Source organism: Mesorhizobium sp. M1348 (genome assembly GCF_040317925.1).
In the GTDB taxonomy this organism is placed as follows: domain Bacteria; phylum Pseudomonadota; class Alphaproteobacteria; order Rhizobiales; family Rhizobiaceae; genus Mesorhizobium.
This window is the reverse complement of record NZ_JAMYLH010000012.1, coordinates 59,982-84,554: the sequence shown is the minus strand read 5'-3', so window position 1 is coordinate 84,554 and position 24,573 is coordinate 59,982. Positions and strand designations below refer to the sequence as shown.

25 protein-coding genes and 3 pseudogenes are annotated in these 24,573 nt (G+C 61.3%); 12 read left to right on the top strand and 16 right to left on the bottom strand.

The window, feature by feature from the left end; genetic code table 11:
- Positions 1-164: 164 nt before the first annotated feature.
- The 13 genes from NKH13_RS20460 to NKH13_RS20400 form a co-directional block, all read right to left on the bottom strand.
- Positions 165-437 carry a DUF2274 domain-containing protein gene (locus NKH13_RS20460; RefSeq protein ID WP_352473672.1) on the bottom strand — a complete coding sequence of 91 codons (273 nt, stop codon included), beginning with the start codon at positions 435-437 and terminating at the stop codon, positions 165-167.
- 11 nt (positions 438-448) lie between these two features.
- The gene (locus NKH13_RS20455; protein ID WP_352914162.1) at positions 449-1,666 is read right to left on the bottom strand and encodes a TraB/TrbI/VirB10 family type IV secretion system protein; all 1,218 of its coding nucleotides are present in this window, start codon (positions 1,664-1,666) and stop codon (positions 449-451) included.
- A 10-nt stretch (positions 1,667-1,676) separates the two neighbouring features.
- The gene (gene trbG / locus NKH13_RS20450; protein ID WP_352914030.1) at positions 1,677-2,705 is read right to left on the bottom strand and encodes a P-type conjugative transfer protein TrbG; all 1,029 of its coding nucleotides are present in this window, start codon (positions 2,703-2,705) and stop codon (positions 1,677-1,679) included.
- Positions 2,695-3,426 (bottom strand): conjugal transfer protein TrbF, encoded by a 732-nt coding sequence (trbF, locus tag NKH13_RS20445; RefSeq protein WP_352567553.1) that lies wholly within the window; start codon positions 3,424-3,426, stop codon positions 2,695-2,697. The genes trbG and trbF overlap by 11 nt, the downstream gene beginning before the upstream one ends.
- A complete protein-coding gene (trbL, locus tag NKH13_RS20440; RefSeq protein WP_352567552.1) occupies positions 3,427-4,749 on the bottom strand; it encodes a P-type conjugative transfer protein TrbL in 1,323 nt (440 codons plus the stop codon). It abuts the gene before it with no gap.
- 35 nt (positions 4,750-4,784) lie between these two features.
- A complete protein-coding gene (gene trbJ, locus NKH13_RS20435; RefSeq protein WP_352473678.1) occupies positions 4,785-5,510 on the bottom strand; it encodes a P-type conjugative transfer protein TrbJ in 726 nt (241 codons plus the stop codon).
- Positions 5,507-7,957, bottom strand: a complete 2,451-nt coding sequence (gene trbE, locus NKH13_RS20430) for a conjugal transfer protein TrbE (RefSeq protein WP_352914028.1) — start codon at positions 7,955-7,957, stop codon at positions 5,507-5,509. The genes trbJ and trbE overlap by 4 nt, the downstream gene beginning before the upstream one ends.
- Positions 7,951-8,223: a VirB3 family type IV secretion system protein gene (locus NKH13_RS20425; protein ID WP_023680309.1), complete on the bottom strand. Its 273-nt coding sequence runs from the start codon at positions 8,221-8,223 to the stop codon at positions 7,951-7,953. The genes trbE and NKH13_RS20425 overlap by 7 nt, the downstream gene beginning before the upstream one ends.
- The gene (locus NKH13_RS20420; RefSeq protein WP_023680310.1) at positions 8,223-8,531 is read right to left on the bottom strand and encodes a TrbC/VirB2 family type IV secretion system protein; all 309 of its coding nucleotides are present in this window, start codon (positions 8,529-8,531) and stop codon (positions 8,223-8,225) included. Before NKH13_RS20420 ends, NKH13_RS20425 begins: the two co-directional genes overlap by 1 nt.
- Before the next feature lie 11 nt (positions 8,532-8,542).
- A complete protein-coding gene (gene trbB / locus NKH13_RS20415; RefSeq protein ID WP_352473682.1) occupies positions 8,543-9,511 on the bottom strand; it encodes a P-type conjugative transfer ATPase TrbB in 969 nt (322 codons plus the stop codon).
- Positions 9,508-9,921: a CopG family transcriptional regulator gene (locus NKH13_RS20410; protein WP_352458763.1), complete on the bottom strand. Its 414-nt coding sequence runs from the start codon at positions 9,919-9,921 to the stop codon at positions 9,508-9,510. Before NKH13_RS20410 ends, trbB begins: the two co-directional genes overlap by 4 nt.
- Before the next feature lie 120 nt (positions 9,922-10,041).
- Positions 10,042-12,069, bottom strand: a complete 2,028-nt coding sequence (locus NKH13_RS20405; protein ID WP_352900649.1) for a conjugal transfer protein TraG — start codon at positions 12,067-12,069, stop codon at positions 10,042-10,044.
- A 658-nt stretch (positions 12,070-12,727) separates the two neighbouring features.
- A complete protein-coding gene (locus NKH13_RS20400) occupies positions 12,728-12,961 on the bottom strand; it encodes a hypothetical protein (protein WP_352914026.1) in 234 nt (77 codons plus the stop codon).
- Positions 12,962-13,230: 269 nt separating this feature from the next.
- Between NKH13_RS20400 and NKH13_RS20395 the strand changes: the two genes are divergently transcribed.
- A complete protein-coding gene (locus NKH13_RS20395) occupies positions 13,231-13,449 on the top strand; it encodes a KTSC domain-containing protein (RefSeq protein WP_352772395.1) in 219 nt (72 codons plus the stop codon).
- Between the two features lie 491 nt (positions 13,450-13,940).
- Here NKH13_RS20395 and NKH13_RS20390 read toward each other — a convergent pair whose 3' ends face one another.
- Positions 13,941-14,243 (bottom strand): hypothetical protein, encoded by a 303-nt coding sequence (locus tag NKH13_RS20390; protein ID WP_352503332.1) that lies wholly within the window; start codon positions 14,241-14,243, stop codon positions 13,941-13,943.
- A 175-nt stretch (positions 14,244-14,418) separates the two neighbouring features.
- On the opposite strand from NKH13_RS20390, the gene NKH13_RS20385 reads away from it, so the two are divergent.
- Positions 14,419-14,772 carry a hypothetical protein gene (locus tag NKH13_RS20385; RefSeq protein WP_352778088.1) on the top strand — a complete coding sequence of 118 codons (354 nt, stop codon included), beginning with the start codon at positions 14,419-14,421 and terminating at the stop codon, positions 14,770-14,772.
- A gap of 288 nt (positions 14,773-15,060) precedes the next feature.
- Here NKH13_RS20385 and NKH13_RS20380 read toward each other — a convergent pair whose 3' ends face one another.
- Positions 15,061-15,441: a hypothetical protein gene (locus NKH13_RS20380; RefSeq protein WP_352914024.1), complete on the bottom strand. Its 381-nt coding sequence runs from the start codon at positions 15,439-15,441 to the stop codon at positions 15,061-15,063.
- Positions 15,442-15,842: 401 nt separating this feature from the next.
- Here NKH13_RS20380 and NKH13_RS20370 point away from each other — a divergent pair.
- The 4 genes and pseudogenes from NKH13_RS20370 to NKH13_RS20355 form a co-directional block, all read left to right on the top strand.
- Positions 15,843-15,998 (top strand): annotated as a pseudogene (locus tag NKH13_RS20370) (diguanylate cyclase); the annotation flags it as partial.
- Between the two features lie 663 nt (positions 15,999-16,661).
- The gene (locus NKH13_RS20365) at positions 16,662-16,946 is read left to right on the top strand and encodes a DUF982 domain-containing protein (RefSeq protein WP_023680323.1); all 285 of its coding nucleotides are present in this window, start codon (positions 16,662-16,664) and stop codon (positions 16,944-16,946) included.
- Positions 16,947-17,408: 462 nt separating this feature from the next.
- A pseudogene (locus NKH13_RS20360) lies at positions 17,409-17,691 on the top strand (alcohol dehydrogenase catalytic domain-containing protein); the annotation flags it as partial.
- A gap of 462 nt (positions 17,692-18,153) precedes the next feature.
- Positions 18,154-18,411: a hypothetical protein gene (locus NKH13_RS20355; protein WP_352848010.1), complete on the top strand. Its 258-nt coding sequence runs from the start codon at positions 18,154-18,156 to the stop codon at positions 18,409-18,411.
- Between the two features lie 337 nt (positions 18,412-18,748).
- Here the strand turns inward: NKH13_RS20355 and NKH13_RS20350 are convergent, their stop codons facing one another.
- On the bottom strand, positions 18,749-19,606 hold the full coding sequence (locus tag NKH13_RS20350) for an alpha/beta fold hydrolase (protein ID WP_352903021.1): 858 nt from the start codon (positions 19,604-19,606) through the stop codon (positions 18,749-18,751).
- Positions 19,607-19,859: 253 nt separating this feature from the next.
- On the opposite strand from NKH13_RS20350, the gene NKH13_RS20345 reads away from it, so the two are divergent.
- The 6 genes and pseudogenes from NKH13_RS20345 (at position 19,860) to NKH13_RS20320 (ending at position 24,128) form a co-directional block, all read left to right on the top strand.
- The gene (locus NKH13_RS20345; protein WP_352903024.1) at positions 19,860-20,909 is read left to right on the top strand and encodes a YihY/virulence factor BrkB family protein; all 1,050 of its coding nucleotides are present in this window, start codon (positions 19,860-19,862) and stop codon (positions 20,907-20,909) included.
- 48 nt (positions 20,910-20,957) lie between these two features.
- Positions 20,958-21,501, top strand: a pseudogene (locus NKH13_RS20340) (transposase); the annotation flags it as partial.
- A gap of 237 nt (positions 21,502-21,738) precedes the next feature.
- Positions 21,739-22,086 carry a hypothetical protein gene (locus NKH13_RS20335; RefSeq protein ID WP_156948222.1) on the top strand — a complete coding sequence of 116 codons (348 nt, stop codon included), beginning with the start codon at positions 21,739-21,741 and terminating at the stop codon, positions 22,084-22,086.
- A gap of 4 nt (positions 22,087-22,090) precedes the next feature.
- Entirely contained in the window at positions 22,091-22,486 is a 396-nt protein-coding gene (locus NKH13_RS20330; protein WP_352457931.1) for a phage holin family protein, read from the top strand.
- Positions 22,483-23,367, top strand: a complete 885-nt coding sequence (locus NKH13_RS20325) for a hypothetical protein (RefSeq protein WP_352706224.1) — start codon at positions 22,483-22,485, stop codon at positions 23,365-23,367. Before NKH13_RS20330 ends, NKH13_RS20325 begins: the two co-directional genes overlap by 4 nt.
- Positions 23,364-24,128: a hypothetical protein gene (locus NKH13_RS20320; RefSeq protein WP_352706226.1), complete on the top strand. Its 765-nt coding sequence runs from the start codon at positions 23,364-23,366 to the stop codon at positions 24,126-24,128. Before NKH13_RS20325 ends, NKH13_RS20320 begins: the two co-directional genes overlap by 4 nt.
- Positions 24,129-24,573: the final 445 nt, after the last annotated feature.

Below are 24,573 nucleotides of genomic sequence, written 5' to 3'. Positions count from 1 at the left end.
CTGTGAAGTGGACCTTTACGGCCGTCAAAGGCGCAGAGCCGGCATTGGTTCGGGGCAGATCAGCTCGTCTTTTGTGCCCTATGTTTCGGCTGCCGCCGGCAAGTTGCTTGAATGCATTCGCCCGCCTAGAAAGGTGCCCCCTCGGACTCACTGGTCGCTGTGACTTATTCGGACCCTGAAATTGCCTTCCGCCGCGATTTCTCTGACTTGTCGACGACAGGGAGCCCTTCCTTTCTGGCCTTGGCAAACGCTCGATCGCTCTCCAGGAACTCCGCCAGCATGAACGGGATCAGTTCCGCTACCGATTCGGACTCGCCATAGGTCTGACGATAAAGCGCCGCATAGTCCTTCAGTGCTTGGTTCAGGTCTGCACTTACGCTTATGGTGATCTTCGAAGGTGTCCGATCCGGAAGTTTGCCGAGTTTCAGATTGGTCATGATGACTCCAGTCAATTCGGGTACGGCCGTAGCACAAGATCCTTGTGCACGATGACGCGCAGTGGCCAACCAGGGCGGACGGTGATCGTGGGCTGAATATTGAGGTTCTTCTCGGTGATGCGCTGGCCAGCTTGACTGACGTTCTGCTGAGCGGATTCGCGGATTGCTTTGACCAGGTCGCTTTCGTCTTCCCCGAGGCTCAGCTCGGTGCCGACCCCTAGCAACGTGGCCAGCGCAACGCCTTTCATCAGCTGCCAGGTGTGGAAATCCACCTTGTCCTCAAGCCCGGCATAGCCGGCGGTGTCCGTCGCCGGCAGATTGTCGATTTCGATCGAAGAGCCGTCGGGCAGCAGTATCCGTTGCCAGACCAGCAGCGCGCGCCTTTGTCCAAAGGCAACAACGCTGTCATAGGTGCCAATCAGGCGAGAGCCTTGCGGAATGAGCAAGGTGCTGCCGGTGACTGTGTCGTGCACATTCTCGGTGACCTGTGCGACGACGAGGCCGGGCAAGTCGGAATTGATGCCAGTGATCAGGCTCGCTGCGATGACGCTGCCGGCCATCAGCTGATACGGCGAAGCCGGCGTCTGCAGTGCATGCAGATTGTAGATTCCACTTGTGTTCCGCTGGCTGACAAAATCGAGCTTGCGCTGTTGATTGTTTTGGTCGCCCTCGGCCGGTGCAACGGAAGCTGAATCGCGTGCGGCATCGGATTGTGGAGCCGTTCCATCAAAGGGTGGACGCCCGCCCTGCCCGTTGCCGGCGGCATCCGCTTGCCGGGGTCGATTTTCGATCCGGAAGAAGACTTGCGATTCGCGCGCCTCGATCGCCTGCTGTGCAAGGCGCTGCTCCTCCGCCGAAACCTCCTGGCCCGGCGCGATGCCCAGCTGGCGTTGGTGCTCAAGGATGGGGCGGCCGAGGTCGCCGGGCAGCGGTGGTCCAAGCACCGGAGGCTTGGGCTTGATCCCGGAATAGTCCTTAGGCAGCCTTTCAATTGCCTCCGCGGTTGGCTTCCGCTCGGTGTTGTAAAGCTCTTCAGCCTGCTCTTTGATGCGCAGTGTCGGTCCTTGCAGCGCCATCATGGTGACGGCTAGAACGGTCCCGGAACCAACAGCAGCAATGGCGACAATAATGCCGCGCTTGAAGCGCACAGCGCGGCGAGGCGAGGCCCGCAGCTGCAGCTGTTCTGGATCGAGTTTCGGTGGAGCATCGGAGCGGGAAGTATCCGTCATGGGCCGTCCCTCACCTGCTGGAACGCGAAAAGAGCAATATCCGCCGCGGCGCTTGCCTGCCGTCGGTCCTCCTGATGCGCACCACCTGCTGCTGCTTGGCGCCGAGGCGCAGTTCGGCCGCGGCGAAGAGGCGATCGACGATGTAATAGTTGCCCCGTACGCGGTAGTTGACGAGCTGGTTGTCCCCGTCAGCACCGACGATGAAGAGCGGCGGGGCCTCGCCCTGATCGATGCGGCGCGGAAACTCGATGTAGACCTTGCTGCCATCATCGAACGCGCGCGTCGGCCTCCAGGGCGGCATGTCGCCGGTAATCGAATAGCGGAAGCGAATATTTTCGAGAGCCACATTCGACGCCACTGGCATAGCGGCGTCGGCCTGCGCATTGCGCCGGCGTAGCGCGATGATCTGGTCCTCGCTGTAAGTCCAGGAGATGGCCGCCATGGCGGTCTTATCCGTGCTTTGAAGCTGCAGGTGATAGCTTCGCCGGTCCGTGGTGATCACCAGATTGGTGGCAAGTCCTGGCGCGAAGGGCTTCACCAGCACATGGGTGCGCTGGTCATCGCCGGAGCCACTGACGGTGTCGCCAATTACCCAGCGCACTGTGTCGCCGGCCGACACGGATTGGAGTTTCTCGCCTGACTGCAGAGCGATATCGCTGACGCGCTCCGGTGCGGCATAGAGCTGGTAGAGCGCGCCTTCGGCAAAAGGGTAAACCTGCACCGCATTCACATAGCCATATTTGGTGGGTTGCTGCGTCGCCGCCTTGTTGGCATCGGCGACACGTTCTTCAGGCGAGCGCCTGTCTTCAGCAGCCTTGCCCGGCTCGGGCTGCAACTGGCCGGGCAGCGGCAGCGGTGTCGGCACTTCCACGACCTTGACGGGCTTCTCCGGCGCCTTCTTGATTGCCGCCGGTTGGAACTTGGCAGCATCATAGGAAATCTGAGGTGGCGGCACCGGCTTCGAGGCACAGGCGGAGATGACCGCAGCCGACGTCGACAGGACCAGCGCAGTGCGGAGCGACGAGAGTCTATTTATCATTGGCGGACTCCTTTGGGGGAACGGAAGTCTGCGCGGCACTGTCGAGCTCGCGCGACCAGTCGATGGCATTGATGAAGACGCCGAGCGGGTTTTTGCGCAGCTGATCGGTATTGTTCGGCGGCCGGATCACAATGGTGAGGATCCCGGTCCAACGCGTTGTGCTGGCGAGGCTGCCGCGCTCAAAGACCTGCTCGGTCCATTTGACTTGAAAGGAGCTCTCGGACGCTCGAACCACGCTCGTCACCTGCACCGAGACGCTGCGCGTGCCGATCTTGCCGAACGGATCATTGGCCTTAGCGTACTCGTTGAGAAAGAGGGCTGCACGGTCGGTGGCAAAGTCGTAGGCCGAGAGCCAATTCTGCCGCACCAACACCGCATCGGTGGAGACGGAGCGGACATTCTGGATGAAGCGGCCGAGATGCCAGGCAATCTGGGCATCGTCGGGCTCGTAGGTTTGGATTGCCGGCGCGACAGCCCGTGTCTCACCGAAGCGGTCGACCTCGACGACATAGGGCACGACGCGGCCCTGCATCGACTGCCACAAGAGTCCACCAGAGAGCCCGATGGCCAGAGCGAGGCAGCCAAAGGCGATCAGGCGCCAGTTCCTTGCCTGCACGCGCGCAGTGCCGATGCGCTCGTCCCAAAGTTGGGCGGCCTTCTGGTATGGTGTGACGGGGTGGGGCGTCTTCCCGTAACGCTGAACAGGTCGCTTGAAGAGCATCTAGTCTTCCTTATCGTTGAGAGAGGGGTTGGCGCCGCTTCCACCCCGATCGCCATCGCGGACGGCCTGCGTGGCGGCGTGGCGATGGGCGCGCGCGGTCTGTTCGGAACGCAAGCGCCTCGCCCACGCCGGCGCGGCATTGGCACCTGACGCGGCAGGGTTTCCGGTCATTGATGCGGTCGGCGTGCCGCCCGTCGCGGTCCAGGCGGCATCGCGGCCGGCATCGGCGCTGCGCCGGAATGGTTCTGTTGCAGATCGCATTCCCCGAATCGCGGCGCCGCCAGCTGCGCCGGCAACGCCCTGCAGTCCAGCAGCTACGCCGGAGAGGCCGGACTCGGGCGATGTTGCACGCCTCATCTGCCAAGCTGTGGAAGCAGCCGATCCCATGGCCGTGCCGGCTCGAACGGCGGCGAGACCGCCGCCGGTTGCCATGCGCGCGCCGGCAAGCGCCGCACCTCCGGCAACGAGCGTTGATCCGGCGGCCGCCGCGGTGGTTCCGAGTGCGGCTCCCGCGCCAAGCTGCGGCGCGCCGGAAACAAGACCCGAGGCAATTCCCGGTCCGAAAATGCCGAGCCCAAGCAGCGCCAACGCGCCCAGTACCTGTGACATGGCCGCGGCCAAGTCCGGCTCCTTGCCTTGCAGGGCGGAAGCGAACTCGCCGAAGAGCGTGGAGCCGATGCCGACGATGACGGCAAGCACCATCACCTTAATGCCCGACGAGATCACATTGCCGAGCACGCGCTCGGCCAGAAACGCCGAGCGGTTCCAGAGCGCGAAGGGCACCAGAACAAAGCCGGCCAATGTGGTGAGTTTGAACTCCAGGATGGTGATGAAAAGCTGGATGGAAAGGATGAAGAAGGCGATGAGGACCAGGAACCAGGCGAGAAGCAGCACGAAGATGGTCAGCGCGTTGCCAAAGATCTCGGGGAAGCCGACTAGCTGGCTCGCTTGATTGAGCAGCGGCCAGGCGCCCTCGAAGCCGGCCGCGGCAATGCGGCCTGGCCGCAGGAGACTGTCGGCGGACAAATTGCCGGACGAAGCGTTGATGCCGAGCCCGGCAAAGGAGCGGTAGATGATGTCGGCAAGGCTTCTGAAATTGTTCAGGATGAATGCGAAGGCGCCGACATAGAGCACCTTTCGGACGAGCCGACCGAGAATATTGGGTTCGCCGCCGAACGCCCAGACCAGGCCCGCCAGCGCGATGTCAATGCCGATCAGGATGGTAGTGAGAAAGGCGACGTCGCCCGAAAGCAGACCGAACCCGCTGTCGATATAGCGGATGAAGGTCTGCATAAAGCGATCGATGACGCCGAGGTCATTCATGTCGCCGTCTTCCTCGTTGTCTTGAAGACTGCTGATCAGTTGCCGGGATAGGCCGTACCGGTGCCCAGGAAACGCTTCGTCGTCTCGCGGGCGGCTTCCTCGGACTGCGCCTTGCGGGCAGCATCTTCGGCTTCAGCCCGGAACTGGGTCGCGAGCAGCGTCTGGATCTGCATCTGCTGCTTGGTCGAAAGCGCGATCAGCTGATTGGTGGCCTGGCTTGCCTCAAGGGCACCTGCCGCGCCCTGACTGCGGTTGACGAGATCGGTAAGCAGGTCGCCGTCGGCCCGCACGTTCTCCACGATCTGCGACTGCGCGCTCATGGTTTGGCGGAACGCCTGCATGGCGTTTTGCCAGCGCTCGCGCGCGGCGCTCGCCACATCGTTGACCTCGATTGTGGCGTCGTAGCTTTCCGGATATTGCACACGCCACTGGTTCTGAAGCTTGTCGAGATCGAAGCTCAGGCCGCTGGCCTGGGTCATCAGGCCGTCGATCCGTTGGAGCGAACCTGTGAGCTGGCCCACGGAAGAAAAATCCAGGCGCTGAAGGTGCCGCGCCATGTTCTGCAGCATCGTCGCCTGGTTCTGAAGCGACTGGATCTGGTTGTTTATCTGCTCCAGGGAACGTGCCGCTGTCAGCACGTTCTGCGCATAATTCGACGGATCGAACACGATCAGGGCGTGGGCCGGCTGGACGTAGTCGGCCATTGGTTTTGCGATCAGGGAAACGGTGATCAGGCTGGTGAGAAGGCGGCGCCGCATCATGACGATTGCTCCTTGTCTGGTTGAGGGAATTGCTGGAGAAGCTCGGCAGCCCAATCGAGGCCGCGCGCAATCAGAAACCGGGCGGCAAAGCCCTCCTGTCCGTGCTCTGACAGCACCTTGTCGATTAGGGTCTGCGTGGCCGGATCAGAGGCGCCGCAGAGCGCAAGAGCGATCGGGCCGAGCCCGAGCTCGAAGAGGCGGTTGCCGCGGCGCGACTGCAGATAATACTGGCGCTTCGGTGTGGCACGGGCGACCAATTCGATTTGCCGCTCGTTCAGGCCGAAGCACTCATAGGCTGCCCGCACCTGCGGTTCCACGGCACGGTCATTGGGAAGAAAAATGCGCTGTGGGCAGCTCTCGATGATTGCCGGCGCGATCGACGAGGCAGCGATGTCTGCAAGTGACTGCGTGGCGAAAATGACGGAGACGTTCTTCTTTCGCAGCACCTTCAGCCATTCGCGGATGCGGGCGGCAAAGAGAGGGTTGTCGAGATAGACCCACGCCTCGTCGAGCATCAGCAGCGTCGGCCGTCCGTCGAACCGCTCCTCGAGACGATGGAGCAGATAGGTGAGCACCGGGAGCACAGCGCCTTGGCTGTGCATCAGCTCTTCGGTCTCGAAACACTGCACATCCGACAAAGCCAGCCGATCTTCATCGGCATCGAGCAGCCGGCCGAAGGGACCGTCGAGCGTGTAGGGCATCAACGCGGCCTTGAGCCCATTGGACTGAAGCAGAACCGACAGGCCCGTCAGCGTGCGTTCCTGCACCGGCGCAGTCGCAAGGCTGATGAGTGCCGACCAGATCGCCTCCTTTACCTCCGGCGTAACGCTGACATTCTCATGGGCAACGAGGCCGGCGATCCATTCCGCCGCCCAGCTGCGAGTAGTCTGGTCGCCGATATTGCTCAGTGGCTGGAAGGCAAGCGCACCATCCGCGCCCAGCGCGTGGTGTTCTCCGCCCATGGCCAGTGTTGCCGCACGAGCCGAATTGCCCTTGTCGAAGACATAGACCTGCGCCCCGGCATAGCGTCGAAACTGCAGAGCGACTAGCGCGAGCAGAACCGACTTGCCGGCACCGGTCGGCCCAACGACCAGCATGTGGCCGACATCGCCGACGTGGGTGGAAAGCCGAAACGGTGTCGACCCGTTGGTCTCTGCGAAGAGAAGCGGCGGGGATTCGGTCCCAGTCACGTTGGCGAGATGCTCGTTGTCCACCGGACCGGCCCACGCCGACGACAGCGGCATGACATGGGCAAGATTCAGCGTGTGAACGAGCGGCTGGCGAACGTTAGCGTAGACATGACCGGGCAACGAGCCGAGCCACGCCTCGACCGCGTTGATGCTTTCACGGATCGTGGTGAAGCCGAGCCCATTGACTATGCGCTCAACCGCTCGGAGCTCTTCCGCGGCGGCCTGCCGGTCCTGGTCCCATACCGTCACCGTTGTGGTGAGATAGCCGAAGCCGACGTGATCGCCGCCCAATGCCTGAAGGGCGGCATCCGCATCGAGCGCCTTGTTGTCGGCGTCACTATCGACGAGAGGGACGGGTTCGTTGGTCACGACCTCGCGCAGGATGGCTGCGACCGATTTGCGCTTGGCAAACCACTGACGGCGCAACCGGGTCAGTGTCTTTGTGGCTTCCGTCTTGTCGAGCGGGATGAAGCGCGTCATCCAGCGGTAGGCGAAATCCTGATGGTTGAGCGCGTCGAGGATCCCTGGCCGGGTGACGTTCGGGAAACCAAGAACGGTGAGGGTGCACAGATGCTGCTCACCCAGCATCGGCTCCAGGCCGCCGGTAAGCGGCGCGTCAACCAGAACACCGTCGAGATACATTGGCGTTTCCGGCATGGCGACCGGATGGCGGTAGGTCGAGATTGTGCCGTGCAGATAGGTTAGCGTCTCGGCATCATCGAGGGCGCGCACTTCCGGCATGAAGCCGGACAGCAAATCCAGGACGCGGTCGGTCTCGTCGCGAAACCACGCCAGCTCCTGGCGCCAGTCTCTAGCCCCTCCCGAGTGATGCGAGTCGACCAGTGCGCTTTCCGCCCGCGCCTGGCCATCTGGCGCCGGCATGAAGACCAAGGTCAGATGATAGCGACTCTCGAAGTGCGCGACCTTGCCCTCGAAGGCCGCGCGCCGTTCCTCATCGACCAGCCATGAGGCAGCATCGGGAAAAGCCGAGCTCGGATAGCCCAGCGCTTCAACGCGCTCGGCCTCGAAAAACAACCCCCATCCGGAGCCCAACCTTCGTAGCGCATTGTTGGCTCGTGCGCAGATGCCGACCAACTCGGCTTCGGTCGCGCTTTCAAGGTCGGGGCCACGGAACCGGAAGGTTCGCTGGAAGCTACCGTCTTTATTGAGCACGATGCCGGGCGCCACCAAAGCGGCCCAGGGCAGATGATCGGCCAGCCGATCGGCTTTGCCGCGATACTCCGAAAGGTTCAGCATGCAAGCCACCCTTTCAGGCGAAGATGACGGACAAGCACGCTGGCGAAGTCCGGATCGCGGCGAGCGGCAAAGACCGCGAGCGTGTGGCCGGCGATCCAGAGCGCCAGTCCGGCGATCCACTGCTGCAGGCCAAGTCCGATGGCGGCGGCCACCGTGCCGTTGAGGATCGCCACCGCTCGCGGCGCGCCGCCCAGCAGGATCGGCTCAGTCAATGCCCTGTGAACGGGGACTTCGAAACCCTCGATATGCTGCTCTCCGGTGGCCATCAGACGAGTGCCCCGCCGCCGAAGGAGAAGAAGGAGAGAAAGAAGCTCGATGCCGCGAAGGCGATCGACAGGCCGAAGACAATCTGGATCAGCCGGCGAAAACCGCCTGCCGTGTCGCCGAAAGCAAGGGTCAGGCCGGTGGTGATGATGATGATCACCGCGACGATCTTGGCGACCGGTCCCTGGACCGACTCAAGGATCTGCTGCAGCGGCTGTTCCCAAGGCATGCCGGAGCCCGCTGCGTGGGCCGGGACGGTGAGAAGAAACGCGAGCGCGGTGGACGAAAGGAAGCGAAGCTTCTTGAGCATGAGGTGACCTTTCAAAACTGCTGGAGTTGCGGAAGCGTGAGCGGGGTGAGGGCGTAATCACCGCTGCTGTCGAGACCGGTGACCTCAGCGATCGCGTCAATGCGGCGCGAGGATCCGCGCCCAGCGATGAAGACGATCAGATCTACCGCATCAGCGATGAGGCGGCGGGGAACGGTGACGACGGCTTCCTGGGCGAGCTGCTCGATACGGTAGAGAGCGGAGCGCGCCGAATTGGCGTGAACCGTCGCGATGCCGCCGGGATGCCCGGTGTTCCATGCCTTCAGCATGTCCAGGGCTTCCGCGCCCCTGACTTCGCCCACGATGATGCGGTCGGGTCTGAGCCGCAGGGTCGAGCGCACGAGATCGGCGAGCGTGACCGACCCCCGCCTCGTCCTCAAGGCAACGCAATCCTTCGCCGCGCATTGCAGTTCGCGCGTGTCCTCGATCAGGATCACCCGCTCGTCGCAATCGGCGGCTTGTGCCAGCAGCGCATTGGCAAGTGTTGTCTTGCCCGACGACGTGCCGCCGGCGACCAGGATGTTGCGCCGCTCGCGGACCGCCTTCTTCAGCGCATCGGCCTGCAGCGGCAGCATGACCCGGTCGGCGACATAGTCGGCCAACGTGTAGAGTTTCGCCGCAGCCTTTCGGATGGCGAAGCATGGCCCCAGCACGACAGGCGGCAGCAGACCCTCGAAGCGCTCGCCCGATGGCAATTCGGCGCTGACAATCGGATTGTCCGCATGCGCCTCGGCGCGCACGTGGGAGGCGACCAGGCGGATGATGCGTTCGGCCTCAGAAGGATGCATGTGCACGCCGGTGTCGACCCGGCCTTCACCCAACCGGTCGAGCCGCAGCGCACCGTCGGGATTGACCATCACCTCAATGACGGTCGGATCGGCAAGGGCTTCGGTGATCGCCGGACCCATGGCGGTGCGCAGCATGGCGCGGCGGCGATGGTCGGCTTCCGGATGAGAACTCATCCTTCCCCTCCCCTGCGATCGTCGGTGCCAAGTGACCGTTTACCGGAAGCGATTTGGCGGCCGACCTGTTCGACGAATTTCTCGAAGCGCTCCTGGGCAATCGCTTGCGTGGCCTTGTCCGGCACCGGCGTGTGAGCATGAAGCGTGATCGAAAAGCGGATGAAGAGCGCCAGGCTCTCCAGGATCATCTCGACATCGCGCCTGACATGTCCGAGGTCACGGGAAAGACGGTCGAGCCTCTTGCCGTAGCGGTGGTCGAGTTCATTCTCCCCACGCCGCTCGATAAAGGCCTCGACCGCGTGCGCCACAATGGCCGATTTGGTGGTCGATGGATTGCGGCTGAGGTTCTCCAGCTTCTCGCTCAACTCGGGTCCAAGCAAAAACTGGTGACGAATGCGGTGGGGCTTCATGCTGCTTGTTCCCTCTGACCGGCGCTGATGCACCGGCGACGGGAACGAGCATCGTCGAGATCCTCGAAATCGCTTACGGCCGTTATCTACGCTGAGATGCGCCCGCGTATGGCGCGCCGTTCAGAAGCCGGGCACGATGTCCTTGTCGTCGCCCATTCCCTCATTGAGGCCGTACGCACGTGCTGCGGTGGAAATCCGATCCATGACGCGCTTGTCGGCGAGCGTCTCGCAGTCATCGTCTGCGGGCGTGAACAGATCGCCATGATCAGGCTCCTGGGCGACGAGGGTCCGTTCTTCGGGCAGGCCCGGATGGCGCTGCTGCTGGACACCTCCGTCTTCGATTGCCGCGCCGGCACTGTCGTCGTCGCCAGCAAGACGCCGATCCAGGCCGCGCACCTGTCCGCTCCAATCGTCCGGGCGCGACGTGGGCCGATCCGCGTAGGCACCGTCGCGCAGCACCGGCGAAGGCAGCACTCGCTCCGTGAAATTCGGATCCTGGTAATAACGCAACTTCTTGGCGCGAATCGGCGGCAATCCCGAAACCAGGATTAGTTCGTCAGCCTGCGGCAACTGCATCACCTCACCCGGCGTCAGCAGGGGGCGAGCGGTCTCTTGGCGGCTTACCATGACGTGGGACAACCAGGGCGCCAACCGATGGCCGGCATAGTTGCGCATCGATCTGAGTTCCGTCGCGGTACCGAGCGCGTCCGAGATGCGTTTGGCCGTGCGCTCGTCATTTGAGGAAAAGGCAATCCGCACATGGCAATTGTCGAGAATGGCGTTGTTCTCGCCATAGGCCTTGGAGATTTGGTTCAACGATTGCGCTATCAGATAAGCGCGGATGCCGTAGCCTGCCATGAAGGCGAGCGCAGTCTCGAAGAAGTCGAGCCGACCGAGCGCCGGAAATTCATCCAGCATCATCAGGAGCTGATGCTTGCGGCTCTTCTTTGGATCGCCCTCCAGGCGCTCGGTCAGCCGCCGGCCGATTTGATTGAGCACCAATCGCACCAGGGGCTTAGTGCGCGAGATATCCGACGGCGGCACGACCAGATACAGCGACATCGGTCGCTCGGCATCCACAAGGTCGGCAATGCGCCAGTCGCAGGCCGATGTTGCCGCGGCCACCGTTGGATCACGATAGAGCCCGAGAAACGACATGGCGGTCGAGAGAACGCCTGAGCGCTCGTTCTCTGACTTGTTCAGCACCTCACGAGCCGCCGAGGCCACGACCGGATGGACCTGGGGCTTGTCCACCGTGCCGAGGTGGTTGGTGGTCATCATCCGCTGCAGTGTCGCAGCGAATGAGCGTTGCGGGTCCGACAGGAAGGTGGCGACACGGGCGAGTGTCTTTTCCTCTTCGGCGTAGAGCACGTGCAAGATGGCGCCAACTAGAAGTGAATGACTGGTCTTCTCCCAATGGTTCCGCCGCTCCAGCGCGCCTTCCGGATCGACGAGAATGTCGGCGATGTTCTGAACGTCGCGGACCTCATCTGGACCTTTGCGCACTTCCAGCAGCGGGTTGTACCGCGCCGATCTCGGATCGGTCGGATTGAACAAGAGACAGTGCGAGAACTTCGACCTCCAGCCAGAGGTCAGCTGCCAGTTCTCGCCTTTGATGTCGTGAATGACGGCCGAGCCGGTCCAGGAAAGAAGGGTTGGAACAACGAGTCCGACGCCCTTGCCCGACCGTGTCGGCGCAAAGGCCATGACGTGTTCCGGTCCGTCATGGCGCAGATAGCGATAATTCAGTCCGCCAAGGAAAACGCCGGCCGGCTGAAACAGGCCCGCCTTCTCGATCTCCAGCTTCATGGCCCATCGTGAGGACCCATAGGTGGTGACCAACCCCCGCTGCCGTGCGCGCCAGAGGGACCCAGCTATCGCGGCGGCACAGCCCAGGAACCCGCTGGCTCCGGCAAGTATGCCAGCCTTGTCGAAGACTTCAGGCGCATAGGCGTCAAATTGGAACCACCATTCGAACAGTTTCCACGGCTGGTAGATCGGCCAGCCGACTGTCACAAACCAGGGCGCGCCGAGTGGCGGCTGATAGGAGAGCATGTAGGCGCACCATTGGGTTGCAGTCCACACGCCAAGAATGACAATTGTGAATACGACAGCGATCTGCCCAATCAGCAACTTCGTGGGTGTCAATGGCTTGCTCCGCTCTTCTGGGCAGACGGACCAAACATCGCGCCGAGCGATGAGAATTCGAACGGCCTCTACGTGCGACCAGGTGCGATGACAAGGTTGATAGGCATTGTTCACCTGCGAAAGCGAAAATCCGCCGCAGCAACCTGTCGGCGGTGCCAGGTACGCGGTTGGTCGCAGAAATGTTGGCTTCTGTGCAGGCACATTAGATGTGCTGACAGACAAACCTCAGACAAGTCCGGAAGATATGCCCGCCTATCATTGGAGCCGACGCGTTTGTGCGGGTAGCGAGGAAGATTCTGGCCGGCGATGGATGGCGGATCCACACTGCCTTTTTACGCGCTTCGAAGCACGAAGCGTGAACCATTTGTGCCTCGATCTTGGTTCGGTCTCGGCTTGCAGGAGGTCGATTGACGAACGCCAGCCTGGTCGTACGCGGAGTTCGTGAGAAAGCTTAACGTCAGCGACATCGACATCGAAAATGCGATCACCGAGCGAAAGGTGAAATGTCGCGCCGCTGACGCTTCAAAGCCAAGCCCGCGCGCCTCACCGATAAGAGCTTTAGCTATCGCGTTGGCGGCATCGTCGCGGTGCCTTCGGGACGTCGAATAGGCCCACCCGCGGCGCTCGCACTCGATCTCGGCGCGGGTTTTCCCTTGTCTCATCGCCCTGTCAGCGCGTTGCAAATGAGCGAAACCAAGCTGTCGCGCGCTCGCTTGTGAAGCGCGCCTTTCGGCTGCCATACAAGGAAATCATCAACGCTCATCCAATCAACCGGGTTTGTGTCGGCGTCTGGCTGGCTGAATTCCACATACAGATGCAGTTCGTCCGGCACGAAGACGACCCTCCACGATCCTTTGATATCGTTGGCAAGGTTGTAGGCGATGGCGGTCATGGCGATCCACTCCTTCGCCTGGAGCGTGCCTATCTCACGGGAAAATTCCATCGCCAGAAGTTGGTATTGACGCTCCCGCTTTCTCAGAAATCCAACGTCCACGTGATGCCGAAAGGTGCAGCTAGCTTTTTGTGCATTCGATTGGGAACACTGGACCGCCGCGAAAGTTCGGTGCACGCAGCGAATCCTCCACCTCCAGGTATTGCTGCAGATCGGTATCCCGATCGGCCCGCGCTCCCGCAAGGCGCGGGCCTCGGCCTGTGGTGCTCATGCCATCTACTTCGATCCGCAAGATGGAATATGATCTGGATAGAAGGACCCTCTCGGTGTGGTTCGTCGCCAGCCGTAAACGGTACGAGTTTGAGGGGGTACCGCCGGAAACCTTTGCGGCGTTCCGGGCCGCGTTCGCCAAGGGCCGCTATTTCAACGACCACATCCGCAACAATTTCCGCTACCGTCTGGTTGCGAGCGATAGCGACCCGGGATGACCTGACCTGCCGGCGGCTCAATCGTCCTGTCGCTCCAACCGGCGGTTGGTGGACGCGTTGCCGCTGTTGCGCTTAGGGTTGGTTACGGTCCGCGCTCACTTGGCAAGCCCACCCCCCGCATCCCCCCGCCTGGTGAAAAGCGTTTGATCGGTCCCGCCGTTCTGGCAGTGCGGCGGGACTTTTTTGCGGTCCAGGTGGAACATCGGCGCGCGGGGAAGGCGGGGTGCACGCAGCACCCTTTTTCTCATCCAACGTACGTCGCTGGCGCGCTGAAGGGTCTCAACGTCGGTTTGCCGCCGGAGCTCAACTAGCTGGACTATTGCTCGACCGGAAGCGGCTCGTGCTGCGGCTCAGCGTGATGAAAGACCTGTCCAAGATCGCGCGCGTCGAACGTTTGGCCGCAGACTGGGCAGTAGACCAAGTGCTTCGACTCGTCCTCTACCGGCCCGTCATGCGGCCTGCCCTCATAGCCGGTCGCGATGTTGTCGGTTCTAATCCGGGGCATCGACAAGTGCCTTTCGTCGTTTTGGCGGCCGATATTTCTCCATTAGCCGGACCTTGTCACGGTCGACCGTGACCAGCGGCCCGAGGTCGATCGTCACGGTGTCCTCGTCGATGCGCGTGACCTCGCCTTTCAGGTCGATTTGCTGGCCTCGGTTCACCTTGGTGTGGTCGATGATGGAATGTGGGAAGTCGTAACCTGGGATAGAGACGCTTACGCGGTCCTCTGTTATCCGCCTTCGAACCGTGGCAGTAATCGCCACCTGGTCACCAATGCCTATTCCCCGAGCCATGCCATGGATTCTGGTGCGGGCAGTGTCCTCTTCAAGAGGTTCTAATATACGCCCGCCATCGTAAGGCTGACCTACGACCAGAGTTACAAAAGTTGAACTTCATCGGGGAACACTCCTTCTGTCTGCCTGTTCAATTTGCCAGGCGCATCCCGCGCATTCAGACAGGAGAAAGATGATGAAACGCATCCTTTTGGCTTCGGCCGTGCTGGCGGTGTCGGCCGGGCTTTCCTTTGCCCAGACGACCAGCGGAACTTCGAGCGGAAGCTCGACCAGCGGAACCTCGACCACCACAACCATGCCCAGTACGACCGATCAGGGCACCGGCACGACGAGCAGCGGCACCAACATGTCCGGCGATCAGGGCACCGACACGACGACCACCAGCGGCACCACGAATCCGAACTCGGCCAGGGACTGTGCGCCCGGCCAGCAGACTGGCAGCGCTCAGCAGGCGGCGCCTGGTCAGCAGGACACGGCAGCCAACACCGCCGCGCCGGGCCAGGTGAAAAAGACCGACGAAGGTTGCTGATTGGCACATCGGCTCAGGTTGGAATCACCAGCGTGTGGCTGGCTGATCTCCCCCGACCACCGCCTGAACTCAACTCGGCTGGCGAGCAAGTTCCCGCCAGCTCAACGTTCTGATGCTGAAAATACTGGACCAGATCTATGCGTTCTCACCGTGGCGCCAGCGAAGCGACGACACCGGGGCGGGACAGGCGAGGCCGCTACAGCTCCAGGCTTGTCTTCCCGGTGCGCACGGCGTCGACGACTTCGCTCATCGAGTCGAGGACGAGCTGGCCGACGATCCGCATGCGGATCAGCAACTCAGGGTCGATCGAGGGACGGCCGATCGGGCAGGCCGCACCCTAATACCCAAGCGGAAAGGCCACGCCCACGCCTGGACACGGCCAGTGTATAGCGGCGGGCTGCTTGCCAAATGAGCTCTAGTGATGTCGAGCGCCCGCTGCGCCGATATGAGCGTGGAGGCCACGAACAGGCGTATCAAAGGTCTGGCCTGATCGCGCCGGTTGATGATGCGGATATAAGGCCTGGTGGCAGGCATCAGCGGCTCGGCCGCCGCCACGATCTCGGCCTGCCGCCACTTGTAGAAGGGCGCCAGATACTGGCGGATGGCCTTGAGCGTAGCGTCATGCTGGAGCGCCAACGGATCGGGATCGATGCCGCCAAAAGGCGACAAGACCAAGTACCCAGGACGGAAGCCAACAGCGATGGGGAAGCGCGACAAAATCGTGAAGTTGGATGCCGAGGGCATGACCAGAACAGCGATAGCCAAAGGGACTGGGGGTCAGTGAGCGGAGCGTTTATCGGGCGCTTCAGGGGACCGGTGAGCGCCGATAGGTGACCACTAGGACTACGAGGCGAATTAGGCCCCACCAGACTATGAAACGCTCCTCTCCCAAGCTGACCGCGCTCTTCCGTATCTTGACCCTCAGCTTCAGACGCCTGTCGAGGAAGTGTTCGACGCTGGCCATCACCCGTGCGCCCGCACGCTCGCTGCGAACATAGAGGGCAGTCGTCGGCGTAGCGAACGAAGCAGTGCTTGCGTCGCTCCAGTTCCTTGTCGAGTTCGTCCAGCATTCCGACTTTGAAACATGGCTGATTTCCACACAGTCGCGGCGGGGCAAGACCGGCTTTTAAGCGTTTGAGACGGATCTCATGGATGGTCGCTGGCTCTGGATGACGGAAACGGATCAAAACGACGGCTGGATGCTCTGCATAGCCAACGAGATCACAATCTGCGGCTTCGGAAGCGAGGCTAGTCTCCATGACGTCAGGGCACGCCGCCGCTTCCGGTCTGCCAGCCTGGCGCATGTGTCAACAGTTCCGAGCCGAAGCACTGCACCGCCCTCCCAGCCAAAGAAAGTTGGCTCGCCCGACTGGCAGAAGAAGACCTCGATGCTTCGCGCCTTCGCGGGGCCGTCAGCCAGACCATCGCCGGTGGGCCGCCGAAGGAACGTGGCATCCTTGCCGCGCTGCGCCGATCCCGCTGCCGGAGCCGATCTCCAGGTCAAGATCTGATGCGACATCTGCTCGATACAAACCGCCTCGGAGCCCCTGCTCTAAAGGACGGCCCAACGAAACGACCATAATCTTTTCATCTCCTCCCTCACAGCCGTCGAATTCGTCGCGGTGTGCTTGAGAAGCCGTCGGCAAGCGGCGTGACGAGCTCGAAAAATAGTTCGCGGCGTCGGACGGTGCACAGATGCTTTTTGCCGGCCGGGTCCTGTTGTACGACGAGAGGATGGTCCGGCTAGGCAAAGTGCCGGGCCCAAGGAGAGCCAGCTCAGCCTCAATCGCATCGGCCAGCGATTCTTTGAATTCGCGGTAATCCACATTCATGCAACCACTGCCCTTGTCTTCGCGTTTAGCTGCGTTCAATCGTGGGGAGCGACAAGAATGCGGGCCTTCAGTCCAATTACAATCTGCCTCAATCGCAACCTGACGGTGGTCGCGTCCATAGCCGACGCAATGAAGGTGCTTCAGCAACCATGGCCTAGAATGGGAAAGCCGGGGCGGCTCAACGCGATCCGAATGGTCGAGGAGTCCCTCGCCGGGCATTGCAGCCAGCAAGCTGCGCTCGAGGCCTTCAAGGCGGCCGCGGCTGAACAGGGACTCCTTAGAACAAGAGGGACCACCGCAGGTCTGGGGAAAATTGCGCGGATGGTTGAAGATCTGATGTGAGGTCATGCCGGCCTCGCTAACACTGAAGAGCCGCCCCACTTGAAGCCGAAATACTGCCTTCTCCCGCGGCAGCCGAAACGCCTCAAAACGGGCTATTAGCCTGGACGTGAGAAGGCCCTGGCTGCACAGTCTAAATGAGATCGACTGATCGTCGTAGGGCCCGTCGAAGTCAACGGGCTGGACCAAGCGTGTCAAAGACACGACTGGCGAAGAGATCGTGCCCAGCAGAGCGTGAGGGATCGCGATGCCAAGACCGATGCCGTCGAGCCGAGACACTCGCGGTCGAAGAGACCACGGAGAATCATCTGCTCATCAAGCCCAGTTCTCCGCGCAATCCTGATCGCGATTTTTGATAAGGTGCAGCCGCACTGTTTGGCCAGCGCAGAAATTCACCGTCGGATAAGTGGGTCCTGGCTGTCCCGGACGCGAAGACAGCCGAGCGTCCGTGCGAAGCGCCGCGAGATTTTTGAACAAAAGCGCGAGCTCTCTACGCTTGCCGAGGGCTTCAGGCGGAAAGCGTCTCCTGGCGATATCCGCTGCGATGAAGTCGCCGACCCGAAGGTTCTTCATCCGACTGACCCATCATCCAGCTCTCGGCGACCTGCATTTGCGGCTCGGACCTGTGGCCGTATAGGGGGATCCAGAATGTCGAAGCCCCATGCACATGGGTCAAGAATACTGCGGCATCATCATGGAGGTCGGCAGCGAAATCAGGACGGTTCGTCCCGGCCAGTTCGCTGGCGGAGAGTTGGCTTTCGAGTTTGCTGAGGCCGAGTGAGAGGCGCAAGCCATTGCCAGAACTTGATGTTTTCTGAGTTCGCTCTGCACTGGGGTCATACACCTTGATATGGTCTTATGTCCTTAGTCCTAGGACAGAGGACACACCGCATGAATGGGATGAGAAGTCAGGATATCGTGGTGCTTCTGAAGCTCGTGAGCTTGCAGGAGCAGGAGGGGCAAGTTGGCTCCGGGGAGCTTCATTGGAGCTTCTCGGGCGGGGCCCCGTACTCAGTTCGCGGCCTGGAATCGCTACTCGGGATCAGCAAAACGAGATTGACGCTTCCATCAAGCGAAGCCTCTCGTCGGGACTCGCCATCAAAGATCGAGATACGGGCCGAGCCAATCCCCATCGCCGCAATCTACACAATTTTATCGTCCACGGACTGAAATTTGTGTTCCCCGCAAGGCGGGCGGCATCACGCGCGGCATGCCGACGGCCTTTGCCGCGCCAATGCTAAAAGGACTGCTGATAAGCGGCGGTGAGTACATCCACATCTGGCCGTTTGCGGAAGGCCGGGATATGGGGCAATCGATCGAGCCCTTGTTTAAGAGCGTGCCTGAAGCTGTTCCGAAAGATGAGCGGCTGGACGAATATCTTGCGCTTGTCGATGCGATCCGGCTCGGAAACCAGCGGGAGGTGGGCCTTGCCGGTGAGCGGCTTTCTGAAAGGCTTCTGAAGAAATGACCATCCGAGGCCAGCTGCTCCACATGCTACAGATAGTAGCCGAGGCGCTGGGAAGCGACTTTCGGGAGCATCTGATATTTGTGGGCGGATGCACGACCGCTCTTTTCATTACCGACGAAGTCACGCTTGGGGATGTCAGGGCGACGGACGATGTCGATCTCATTGTCGATCTACTCCGCAAAGCGCGGTGTTGGTCGGAGATAATAGAACCTTATACCGCAATCCAACTTAGCTAGTTGTAATGTCCCCTCCTCTTTTGCAGCAGCCAGGAATGCCCTGCAGGCCTCCTCCGGCTCCATCTGACGCTGCCCCCAGTTTCTATCCATGTTTGAGTTCCTCAGCCCTCCAGGAACGCCAGAAGCGCCGCATTCACCGCGTTGCTCTCTTCGCGTTGAACCCAATGCGTCCCCTCCTCGAAAGTCTGCAGGCGGCCATCGTCGCAAAGGGCGAGACTGCGCTTGGCCAGCCCGGATTCCAGAGCCTGGTCCTGCATCCCCCACATAACAAGAGTGGGCGTCGTGATCCGCTCCTTCAGGCTCGGGCGAAAGCGCAAGGCGCGATACCAGTTGAGCATGCTGGTCAGCGCCCCCGGCCGCTCCCAAGCCTGCCGATATTCTGCAATCTCCTCTTCTTCGAAGGCACCTTCCCGGCTGGATGTCCTGAGTGCCCGTGCGAGCAAGGCCGAGCGGCGCGCACCCAAAACGGCTTCGGGCAGCAAGGGGATCTGGAAGAAAACCGCGTAGCTGCTCCGCAGAAACTGCGTCGGAGATCGCAGGGCATGGGTAAACAGCACCTCGGGATGGGGCGCATTCAGGATGACGAGCTTGTCCAGGCGATGAGGCAACTTTGCCCCGGCGGCCCAAGCGACGATGCCGCCCCAGTCATGGCCGACGAGGTGAAACCTTCCGATGCCGAGCGCGTCGGCCAGGGCGACGACATCGCCGAGGAGCTTGGGGAGCGTGTACTCGCGGATGCCCTCTGGCTTGTCGCTGGTGTTGTAGCCCCTCTGGTCGGGAACGATGACCCGATATCCGGCGGAAGCGAGCGTACCGATCTGCCGTCTCCAGCCGATCCAGAAGTCCGGGAAGCCGTGCAGGAGCATGACCGGCTTACCCTCGGCAGGCCCGGCCTGAACGACATGAAGCCGAATGCTTCCGGCGTTGACGAACTGATGTTCAGGCGCGAGTGAGATCATGGCTGGTAACGTGGGTGTCGTTAAAATGATCCAGCGCAATGAGGATTTAGATCAGGCTGCGTCGTCCCGACAACATGCACGCTCAGCCGTCGCATCCCCCGCCACATGGGCATGGGAGCCGAAGGGCCAAGTGGGGATGGCGCAGGTGTTGCTGCAGGCGGCGGATGTTTATTTGTAAGCGCAGGTCTGCACCTGCATCCTTTGGCGCTATTATACGTTTGCCCCGCGAAGAAGATGCTCCGGACCGGCGGCCATGTCGAAGAAAACAACCGAGGACGCTTACGAAGGTCAAATGCAACTTGAGCGGCGGGCCGAACGGGAGAGCCGCGGACGCAATGCCGAATGGCCGTCAGAGATTCCCAGCCGCGGCTGGAAGGACGTGCTGTGGCGGGTCTTTGCTGAGGTAACCGAGGACCGTGTTATGCTGATCGCGGCGGGGGCTGCATTCTATCTGCTTCTTGCCCTCTTTCCAGCGCTTGCCGCGTTCGTGTCCATCTATGGTTTCGTCGCCGATCCTCAGACCATCGCTGAGCACATTGCGTTCCTTGGCGGCGTACTGCCTTCGGGAGGTCTGGATATTATCAGATCTCAGCTTGCGTCCTTGGCCGCTCAGAAGGCTGGCGCGCTCAGCTTCGGCTTCATCTTCGGCCTTGCCGTCGCACTGTGGAGCGCCAGTAACGGCATAAAGACGCTATTCGAAGCCATGAACATCGCCTACGAGGAGAGTGAAAAGCGCGGCTTCATCCACCTGAATCTCCTGGCCTTGGGCTTCACACTTGGCGCCATCCTCATTGGTATCGGCTTTATCATCTCGGTGGGGATTGTGCCGGCCATGCTTGTGCTGCTGAACCTCGGCGGCTGGACCGAAGCCCTTGTGCGGATCTTTCGGTGGCCGATGATGCTGATCATGGTGGGCGTCGGGATCACGCTGATTTACCGCTACGGACCCAGCCGGGAAAGGGCAAAGTGGCAATGGGCGACATGGGGCGCCTTCCTCGCCGCTGTGGTCTGGATCGCAGTCTCGATAGGCTTCTCCTATTATCTTGAAAACTTCGCCAACTACAACGCCACGTATGGAGCTCTTGGGGCAGTCATCGGCTTGATGATGTGGACTTGGATTTCTGTGATTATCCTGGTTGTAGGTGCGGAGCTGAATTCCGAGATGGAGCATCAGACAGCGATGGACACCACCACAGGTGCGCAGCAGCCGATGGGTGCGCGAGGTGCCACGGTCGCCGACACACTGGGCGGACCGGCCGATGCCGCCGACCAGCAGTCGCGTTTGGACGAGCGCAACGCGTAGCGCGCAGATCAATTTGCACGCCATCGTCAAGCGGCTGCAGCCGAGCGTGAGCAACGGCTCAAGGCGCTGGTCGCCCGGCTTGCCCAGGACTGGCGATCTCACCATCCAGAAGCAACGCAAAAGCATCGTCGCCGATGCCGAAACCTCGCCAGCCTCGACGAGGTTCATTGTTCTGCTCAAGCGTCAGAGCCGCCGACTTGAAGGGCGAGATCGCCTCGCTACTCGACGACGATCCGCTGTGGGCCTGTCTCGATCAGGCCTTCGGTTCGGTCAAGGGCCCCGCGTACTCCTGATGGCCGAGTTGTCCGAGATTGACACCTTTCCAATAAGGCCATCGCCAAACTCGTGGGCTTGGCGCCGATCGCCAATGACAGCGGCAGACGCAGCGGTCGAAGACCGGTGCGCGGCGGCCGTAAAGGTCCGCGCTCCATCCTCTTCCTCATCGCGCTCACCGTCGCCAGATATGATCCCTCCGCGCCTTCAGACAGGAAAGGAAAAGATGACTATTCGCATTGCGCCCGCCCGCAAGCTACCCATCATTCCCAATGCAAAAGCACGCGATGCGCGCCACGAGTTCGCAAACGCAACTTGACACCCCAGATGGTCACCCATTGGGAACCAACGGGCCTTACCTCCGTTTGCTCCTCGAATGGAGGAAACCATGAACAACCGGAATTCTGAACGGCGTCCCCCGACTGCGGTAAGAGCTGGTGACGGTACCTCGGAAGACATAGGAGCGACCGTAAGCGGCACGTTATCCAAAGCGTCCGACATAGCGCAAGGGGCAGCGGAAACCGCCAAACGGGCGGCCGTTGGTGGCGCGTCCACCGTGACCAATCAGGTGAAGGAGATGTTGGACCGTCAGGTCGGCAGCGGCGCCGAGGTGATGGGCCAACTGGCGAGTTCGACCAAGCGTGCGGCCGAGGACCTCGACGCAAACGCACCGATAGTCGCTGGGGTCGTGCGAACCTTCGCGAATAGGCTTGATGGATACGCAGACGACCTGCGAGACAGGTCCGTCGATCAGCTGGTTCTTGCAGCGTCCGATTTGGCGAGGCGCAAGCCGGGTTTGGTGTTTGGGCTGGCCGCCGTAGCGGGCTTTTTGACGTTCCGCACACTGAAGAGCGCGCCTCCCGCACCAGAGTCCATCAAGGGAAGGCGGCAGGGAGCGAACTGATCTGATGGCACAGGAACAACTGAAGAATTCGCCTCTCCCTCAAGCACTGTCGGCAGTGTTGGCGGACGTCGCCGACCTCTTTCAAAAAGAGTTGCGCCTGGCGCATGCGGAGCTGTCCGCCAACGTCTCAACGAAGCTCCAAGCAGGTGTGTGGATGTCTGCTGCTGGCGTGCTGGGAGTGGTCGCCGCTCTGCTTCTAGTGCAAGCCCTCGTACTTGGAATAGCCAGCTTAGGGATGGCCCTGCACTGGTCGTGTCTGATCGTCGCGGCCGCAACGGCCCTCGCCGCTGCTTTCGCCTACTATCGGGGCCGCGCTGATGCGCAAAAAGAACTTCTGCCGACACACTCCATAAGCCAAATAAAGCAGGATATTGCGACAACCAAGGAGCAATTAACATGAGCCGCAATTCACAGGTCCAGGATTTTGGAACGAAAGAATGGCTTCTCAGCTCCGCTAGGAACAATCCCGAAGGCCTTCTGCTCGTCGCAGCAGGGTGCGCGCTGCTAATGCGCAGCCGCAGTTCAAGTGCCGGGCATCGCGAGCAATCCCGTGCAACCGACGGGCGCCAAAATGCTCCGCACGTACGCACCGCCAGCGGCGGGGCGTCCAAAGCGCAGGAAGAGGCTAGCGAGACAGCAGAGGCCATGCGCGACAATTTAGCCGGCATTGGGGAGAAGGTGAGTGAAACCGCAAGTCAGTACGCATCATCCGCCGCGTCATACGCAGAACAGGCCGGTCGCTCCGTATCCGAGAAGTCAGGGCGCGTGGTGCAGCAAGCCCAATCAACGTTGCAAGACACGATTGGCCGCATGGTGGAAGAACAGCCATTGGCTTTTGTTCTGGCCGGCTTCGCAGCTGGTGCCGCTATAGCTGCTGCTTTGCCGGCCAGCGATGTCGAGAGGCGCACGCTCGGCCCAGCAGGAGAGCGATTGACGGATGCTGCTGAAAAAGCTGGGGAACGCTTGAAGTCCTCGACAGCAAAGGCGGGCGAACGGCTCAAAAGCGCCGCCGAGGAACATGGGCTGAATTCGGACGGCCTGAAGGAGGTCGCAAGGGACGTTGCGGGCGCCTTTGGAAGCGCCTTGTCAGAAGAGCAATCAAGTGAACCCGTGCAGCCGCCTTCGCCAAGCCCAAGTGGATCGAGCGGTTCATCCACTCCGGCCGCCAAGCTGCAACCGGGCAGCGCCACCCCTTCGGAAGGAATAACGGCCAAATCGCAGCGGTCGGGCAACGCTCGGTCGAGCAAACCTGCCCGCCCCGGTGGCAAGAGAGATTTATGATGGCCGATCCGCAACTTGAGCATCTTGAATACGAAGTTGAGGCTGCCCGGGCTAAGCTCGCCGAGGACTTGTCGACACTTCGGTCGCCAAACACGCTCTCCGAATTTACCGATGATTTGAAACACGAAGCGCTTGAGGCAAAGGATGCGCTGGTGGAGAAAGCAAGAGCCTCAATGCAATCGGTGGCGCAGGCGATTATTGACGATCTCAAGGCCAAGGCGGCTGCCAATCCGAGCGCTGCTTTGGCGATTGGGGCCGGTTTGGGGTGGCGTTTCCTCCGCCATCCGCCGATCGCAACCGCACTCGTCGGAGCGGGATTGATCAGCTTGTTGCGGACCAATTCAGCCCGGCCACCCAGCGAGCAGCAGGTTGATCACCTATCGTACGCCAAGGAGCGCCTGAAGGAGCAATCTAGCGATTTGGCGGAAAGCGTCAGTGATTTCGCTCTTGAAACGGCTGGCAAAATAAAACGCGAAGCTGCCGAGTTGACCGGCGTGGCCAAGGAAACTGTTAAAGAGAAGACAGAACGTCTGGCTGCGGGTATCCGCCATAGCGGCGTTGGGCCGCACCAGGGCGAGACTGTCGCAAAAGCATCCGCACCCTTCGATGAAGCTTCGTTAGCTGTTCAAGACGCATCAGGCAATGAGCATACCGAGGACAAACTCCTTCTGGCGGCGGCGGGTTTGGCAGTCGCCGCGGCTGTCGGCTTTGCCTATCAACGACGTCTGAATGAGCAGATGGACACCGACCGAACTGGATGAGCGTAGACAGAGGTCATTGCAGAGAAACAGTCGTCCTGAAGGCAAAGTATGGTGCCGCGCTCACATTTATCGAGTCCCGACGAGTTCAGCCATCGGGTTGCATATTCTGGAACCACGGACGGCGCGATGACGATGCGCACGGCGGAGAAGATCGGACAAAGCGGTCAACCCCTTCGAGCATGATGATCGTCGGCCGGTCGGTCACGGCCTTCAGCGAAACCGCCAGCGACCGGCTGAAGCGGAATTCACCCCGAACCGTGCAAGTGCTGCCGACCCCATAACGTGAGCGCAACGGCGCGCTCTGTCCGCTGTCAGGACGAACTTTCTTCGATCCAGCTTGGCGCTGCCGGTGCCCGCGCACGCACTGCTCAGTGATCAGGGACGAGTGTTCTCGGGCATTCCGCTATCGCGACCTCGTTTCGAACGTTTTAACACGCCCCCTCAA